Origin of the sequence: Streptomyces sp. AC550_RSS872, from assembly GCF_019049285.1 — a bacterium.
Taxonomy (GTDB): domain Bacteria; phylum Actinomycetota; class Actinomycetes; order Streptomycetales; family Streptomycetaceae; genus Streptomyces.
Map to the genome: position 1 here is coordinate 1 of NZ_JAGMUL010000163.1, position 1073 is coordinate 1073.

Consider the following 1073-nt stretch of genomic DNA (forward strand, 5'->3'; position numbering starts at 1 on the left):
TGTTCTGTCCCGGGAGGTTGTGGACGGGTGAGGCAGGTCTCGGCTGAGGGATCTTGAAACAGGCGAGGGCCTTCCGGTTCGGTGTGGATTGCGACGTCTACACCAACAGAAAGGCCCTCGTGCCCCACCGTAATGCACCCCTGACCGAGACCGGACGCCTGCGCCTGGCCCGCTGCGTCGTCGAGGACAGCTGGCCCCTCAGACGCGCCGCGGAACGCTTCCAGGTCTCGCCGACCACGGCCCAGCGCTGGGCTGATCGCTACCGGCAGTTCGGCGAGGCGGGTATGAGCGACCGCTCCTCCCGCCCGCACCGCAGCCCCCGCCGGACCCCGGCCCGCACCGAGCGCCGGATCATCAAGGTCCGCCTCCTGCGCCGCTGGGGACCGGCCCGCATCGCACACCTCCTGCGGTTGGCGCCCTCGACCGTGCATCGCGTGCTGACCCGGTTCGGCCTGGCCCGCCTCGCCCATCTGGACCGTGCCACCGGCCGCGTCATACGCCGCTACGAACGTGCACGGCCGGGCGAGCTGGTGCACGTGGACATCAAGAAGCTCGGCAACATCCCCGACGGCGGCGGGCACAAGAAGCTGGGCCGCCAGGCCGGCCGCAAGACCCGCTCCGGCGTCGGCTACAGCTACATCCACACCGCCGTCGACGACCACTCCCGCCTGGCCTACAGCGAGATCCTCACCGACGAGAAGAAGGAGACCGCCACCGCCTTCTGGGCCGGCGCCCACGCGTTCTTCACCGACTGCGGCATCACCGTCGAGCGCGTGCTGACCGATAACGGCGCCTGCTACACGTCGCACACCTGGCGCGATGCACTCGCCGCCGCAGGGATCACGCACAAGCGCACCCGGCCCTACCGGCCACAGACGAACGGCAAGGTCGAACGCTTCAACCGCACCCTGCTCGACGAATGGGCCTACGCCCGCCCCTACCGCTCAGAGCAGGAACGACGCGACGCCTTCCCCGGCTGGCTGCACACCTACAATCACCACCGCGGACACACCGCGCTGAAAGGCCAACCACCCGCCAGCCGCGTCCCCAACCTCTCAGGGCAATACACCTAG

General features: G+C 69.5%; 1 protein-coding gene. It reads left to right on the top strand.

Translation table 11 applies throughout. The annotated features are described in order from the left end of the window. The first annotated feature begins 119 nt into the window (after positions 1-119). Entirely contained in the window at positions 120-1073 is a 954-nt protein-coding gene (locus tag KUM44_RS38230) for an IS481 family transposase (protein ID WP_217214378.1), read from the top strand.